A 4,655-nucleotide genomic window follows, 5' to 3' on the forward strand; every position below is an offset into this window, starting at 1 on the left:
CGGGTGCCCGAGGTCGTGCAGGCGCACGGCCTGTCGGGTCAGGTCGATCTGCTGGTGCGCGTGGCGTGCCGCGACACGCAGCACCTGTTCGACACCGACGCGCGCATCCTCGCCATCGAGGGCGTCGAGCGCACCGAGACGTCGCTCGTGATGGGCGAGGTCATCGCCCACCGCGTCACGCCGCTCATGGAGCTGGCACGACGGGAGTCGTAGCCGCCATCCCCTTCGGGGTCCCGGTCGAGGAGGCGTCCGCGCGCACCAGCACCACGCCGACGAGGATGAGCGCACCGCCCGCGAACTGGATGGGCGCGGGGACCTCGGCGAGGAAGATCCAGGCGAACATGAGGGCGAACAGCACCTCCGACAGCCCGACGAACGACGCCACCCGCGAGCCGATGCGGGGCACGGCCATGACCCCCAGCGCATAGCCGAGCGTCGTGGCGACCGCGGCCACCCAGAGGAGCGGCATCCACCAGGGCACTTCCGTCCCGGCGAGCATCACCGTCACCGCGGGAGCCTGGAAGGGCATGATCCCCGTGAGGCACAGCACCCCTATCACCACGGCTCCGGTCAGCAGGCCGCTCGCGGCGAGGGCGAGGGGCGGCAGATCGTCACCCGCGCGCTCGGAGATCACGAAGTAGGCGCACACGCACACGGCGGCGGCCAGCGCGAGGAGCGTGCCCAGCAGGTCGAACGAGGCGCCCGAGATGTCGACGACCAGCACCAGGCCGACCATCGCGACGGCGGAGCCCCACAGCACGAGCGCCGAGGGCGCCTTGCGGGTGCGGATCCACACGAACCCGACCAGCATCACCGGCGCGAGGTACTGGATCAGGAGTGCCACGGCCACCGGCATCCGCTGCATCGCAGAGAAGAAGAACAACTGGCACCCGAGCACGGGCATGAGCCCGAACCCGACGATCAGCTTGTAGTGGCGACGCAGGAAGCCGCGCTGGCGCCGCATGGCGCGGAACAGCGCAGGCGACAGGATGAGCCCCGCCACCCCCATGCGCACGAGGAGGGCGGCGCCCAGCGACCAGCCGGCCTCGAGGAGCGGCTTCACGAACGGTCCGCTGGAGGAGAACGCGAGGGCCGATGCCACTCCCATGATCAGTCCCGTGGTGCGCACCCGTGCCGCGTGCGCCGAAGCGGATCCGTGTGCGACGACGGGGACGGACGCGGTGGAGGCGGTCATGGGCGGCATCCGACTGTCAGGGGTGAAAACTGCTTACACTGGTGACAGTAGCGATCCGGCTGTCAGGAGTCAACGTGGTTTTCATTCATGACACGCAACAGAGCCTGCGCGCCGCCGCGTACCTCGTCAACACGATGCCCGGATACGACGACGAAGACACCCTGACGACCCTCGAGGAGTTCGACGAATACCTCCGGGTGAACCCCTACACCGGCCTGATCCGACGGGACGTGAGCGAGCTCGAGGCCATCCGTGCGATCCGCCCGCGGCTGCGCCGGCTGTGGGAGGTCGACCGCGAGGCCGCCGTGCCCCTCGTGAACGGACTGCTCCGCGACGGGCACGCTCTCCCCCGGCTCGTGATCCACGACGGGTTCGACTGGCACGTGCACGCCACGAGCGACGACGCGCCCCTTGCGACCCGCATCCTCGTCGAGGCGGCGATGGCGTTCGTCGACGTCATCCGCGCCGACGAGTACGACCGGGTGCGCATCTGCTCCGCCGACGACTGCGAGGGCGTGTACGTCGACTACTCGAAGAACGGCTCGAAGCGCTACTGCGATTCGGGCAACTGCGGCAATCGCATGAACGTCAACGCGTATCGGCGGCGGAAGGCGCGAGAAAGCGCGTGATCGCGTCGGCGGCAGCCGCCGGCGTCTCGTAGTGGATCAGGTGCCCGACGTCGGGGATCTCGACCAGCTCGGCATCCGGGAACATCGTCGCCAGCCGCCGCTCGGCCTCGATGGGCGTGATGTCGTCGCGCTGCGCTGCCACCAGCAGCGTCGGCTGGGAGATGCGCGGCGCCGCCTCGCGCACGTCGTGCGACACCGACGCCACGAACGCATCGTGCAGCACGTCGCGATCGGCGAACCGTGAGAAGTACGTGTCGTGCTGGTCGTGGACGAATCGACGGATGCCGGGGTCCTTGGTCTTGGCCATCGAGACGCTCATCACCCGCACGATGAGCCCGTTGCGCAGCAGGGCCTCCCCGAGGCCCTTGGGCAGCTTCGCGCCCGCCCAGTAGTAGAACACCGCCAGCCGGGTCAGGATGCCCCGCGGGCCCTCCAGCGCAGGGGCGCCGATCGGGTTCACGAGGATCACGCGCGGTGTCGGCAGACCGCGCGCCACCGCGGCCGAGACGACGATCGATCCGAACGAGTGGCCGAGGATGACTGCGCCCGGCGCCACCGCGCCCACGAAGGCGTCGAGCCACTCGGCATACAGGTCGAGGTCGTGCGTGCGCCCGGGAACAGGGGCGGTCTCGCCGAATCCGGGCAGGTCGGGCGAGATGACCCGCACGTCCGGAAGGTGCGCGACCACGGGCTCTAGACCGTGGTGCTCGCCGCGGAAGCCGTGCACCGCCACGATCGTGCTCTCCGCGTCGGCGGGGCCGTACTCCCAGTACGCGGTCGTGCCCCCGAGCACGTCGACCTCGTGCCGCTCGACCGGGATCTCGTCGAGCAGGGCGGCATACGGGTTGGGCGCGGTCACGGGTCGAGTCTACGTTCGGTGCGTCGTCACGCCGATGTCGGTGCCTGCTCATACCGTGAAAGGCATGAGCACCTCCCGCGCCGACCAGCTGTCGTTGTGGGACGTGCCGGACTGGGTGAGCCTCGTGGGGGTGTTCGACCTCGAGACCACGGGGGTCGACGTCACGAACGACCGGATCGTCACGGCACACGTCGGCCTTCTGGACGCGTCGGGCCGTGCGCTGCGGGCGCGCGATTGGCTGGCCGACCCGGGGATCGAGATCCCCGAGGGCGCGAGTGCGATCCACGGCATCACCACCGCGCACGCGCGCGCCCAAGGACGCCCCGCCCGCGAGGTGGTCTCCGAGACCGTCGAGGCGGTCCGCGGACTGCTCGATGCCGGCATCCCCGTGGTCGCCTACAACGCGCCCTTCGACTTCTCGCTGCTCAAGTACGAGTCGCTGCGGCACGGCATCGCGCCGATCGAGAACCCGTCGCCGGTCATCGACCCGCTCGTGGTCGACAAGGCGTACGACCGCTGGCGCAAGGGCAAGCGCACCCTCGAGGTGGTCGCCGCCCACTACGCCGTGAGACTGGACGCCGCGCACGAGGCATCGGCCGATGCGGTGGCGGCGGGGCGGGTGGCGCAGGCGCTCGCCGAGCGCTTCGCACCGTGGCTCCCCGAGACCGCCGACGAACTCCACACCCGCCAGGTCGCCTGGGCGAGGGCACAGGCCGCGAGTCTCACCGACTACTTCATCCAGATCGGCCGACTCGACCCCGACGACCGGCTCGACGGACGCTGGCCGATCCGCTGATGCGGCGCAACGCAGAAGGCCCCGCACGACGTGCGGGGCCTTCTGTGCGGACGGGGCTTACTTGGAAGCGCCGCCGAAGTTCTTGAAGCGCTGGTTGAACTTCTCGACACGACCGGCCGAGTCCATGATGCGCTGCTTGCCCGTGTAGAACGGGTGCGAGGCCGACGAGATCTCGACGTCGATGACGGGGTACTCGACGCCGTCGAGCTCGATCGTCTTGTCGCTGGTCACCGTCGAGCGGGTGAGGAAGGTCTCGCCCGAGCCGAGGTCACGGAACACGACGGCCTGGTAGTCCGGGTGGATGTCAGTCTTCATGATGGTCCTTTGAGGATGGTGCCCTGGATTTTGCCAGGGCGGTCAAAGTCTTGAGCGCGGGCACACCTGTGCACGCACCAAGGATCAAGTCTACCAGGGTCAGTGCGCTGCCCGTGCCGCGTAGCGTCCGCCGTCCTCGGTGAGCCGGATCGGCACACCGAAGGTCTCGGTGAGCGCGTCGCCGGTGAGCGTCTCGTGGAGGGGTCCGGATGCCACCGCCTTGCCGTCGCGGAGCAGCAGGACGTGCGTGAATCCGACCGGGATCTCTTCCACATGGTGGGTGACCATGATCATCGCCGGGGTCGTGGGCGCGGAGGCGTAGCCGCCGAGCAGGATGAGCAGCTCTTCGCGGGCGCCGAGGTCGAGGCTCGCTGTCGGCTCGTCGAGCAGCAGCAGCTCGGGGTCGGTCATGACCGCGCGAGCGATCTGGACCCTCTTCTGCTCGCCGTCCGACAGAGTGCCGAACGTGCGGTCGGCGAGGTGGTCGAGCTTCCACTCGGCGAGCACCCGCAGAGCGCGGCGCTCGTCGATGTCCTCGTAGTCCTCGCGCCAGCGGCCGAGCACCGAGTACGCCGCGGTGAGCACGACGTTGAGCACGGTCTCTTCCGGCGGCACGCGGCGCGCCATCGCCGACGAGGCGAAGCCGATGCGGGGGCGCAGCTCGAACACGTCGGTGCGCCCGAGTCGCTCGCCCAGGATCGTGACCACTCCCGAGGTGGGATGCAGCAGCGTGTCGGCCATCTGCAGGACGGTCGTCTTGCCGGCGCCGTTCGGGCCGAGCACCACCCAGCGCTCGTCGTCGTTGATGGTCCAGTCCAGGTGATCGACGATGTTGCGTGCGTTTCGGCGGACGACGACGTC

Annotated in this window: 7 protein-coding genes; 3 read left to right on the forward strand and 4 right to left on the reverse strand. The window is 69.6% G+C overall.

Annotated elements, in window-relative coordinates; all coding sequences use genetic code 11:
• Nucleotides 1–213 (forward strand): Lrp/AsnC ligand binding domain-containing protein (locus ACTHNQ_RS06970; protein WP_440332290.1); only part of this gene is annotated, 213 nt, incomplete at its 5' end.
• On the opposite strand, the gene ACTHNQ_RS06975 is transcribed toward ACTHNQ_RS06970, so the two are convergent.
• Nucleotides 185–1,195 carry an EamA family transporter gene (locus tag ACTHNQ_RS06975; RefSeq protein WP_440332292.1) on the reverse strand — a complete coding sequence of 337 codons (1,011 nt, stop codon included), beginning with the start codon at nucleotides 1,193–1,195 and terminating at the stop codon, nucleotides 185–187. The two genes, ACTHNQ_RS06970 and ACTHNQ_RS06975, sit on opposite strands and share 29 nt — an antisense overlap.
• 74 nt (nucleotides 1,196–1,269) lie before the next feature.
• On the opposite strand from ACTHNQ_RS06975, the gene ACTHNQ_RS06980 reads away from it, so the two are divergent.
• A complete protein-coding gene (locus tag ACTHNQ_RS06980; RefSeq protein WP_440332294.1) occupies nucleotides 1,270–1,824 on the forward strand; it encodes a CGNR zinc finger domain-containing protein in 555 nt (184 codons plus the stop codon).
• On the opposite strand, the gene ACTHNQ_RS06985 is transcribed toward ACTHNQ_RS06980, so the two are convergent.
• The gene (locus ACTHNQ_RS06985; RefSeq protein ID WP_440332296.1) at nucleotides 1,784–2,683 is read right to left on the reverse strand and encodes an alpha/beta fold hydrolase; all 900 of its coding nucleotides are present in this window, start codon (nucleotides 2,681–2,683) and stop codon (nucleotides 1,784–1,786) included. The genes ACTHNQ_RS06980 and ACTHNQ_RS06985 overlap by 41 nt on opposite strands.
• Before the next feature lie 64 nt (nucleotides 2,684–2,747).
• On the opposite strand from ACTHNQ_RS06985, the gene ACTHNQ_RS06990 reads away from it, so the two are divergent.
• Complete coding sequence (locus ACTHNQ_RS06990; RefSeq protein WP_440332297.1) at nucleotides 2,748–3,479, forward strand: 3'-5' exonuclease; 732 nt, start codon at nucleotides 2,748–2,750, stop codon at nucleotides 3,477–3,479.
• A 57-nt stretch (nucleotides 3,480–3,536) separates the two neighbouring features.
• On the opposite strand, the gene ACTHNQ_RS06995 is transcribed toward ACTHNQ_RS06990, so the two are convergent.
• Nucleotides 3,537–3,794 carry a type B 50S ribosomal protein L31 gene (locus tag ACTHNQ_RS06995; RefSeq protein WP_018170680.1) on the reverse strand — a complete coding sequence of 86 codons (258 nt, stop codon included), beginning with the start codon at nucleotides 3,792–3,794 and terminating at the stop codon, nucleotides 3,537–3,539.
• A gap of 99 nt (nucleotides 3,795–3,893) precedes the next feature.
• The coding region (locus tag ACTHNQ_RS07000; RefSeq protein WP_440332299.1) for an ABC transporter ATP-binding protein at nucleotides 3,894–4,655 on the reverse strand (762 nt) is incomplete at its 5' end.

This window comes from Microbacterium sp. (genome assembly GCF_051953575.1).
Lineage (GTDB): Bacteria > Actinomycetota > Actinomycetes > Actinomycetales > Microbacteriaceae > Microbacterium.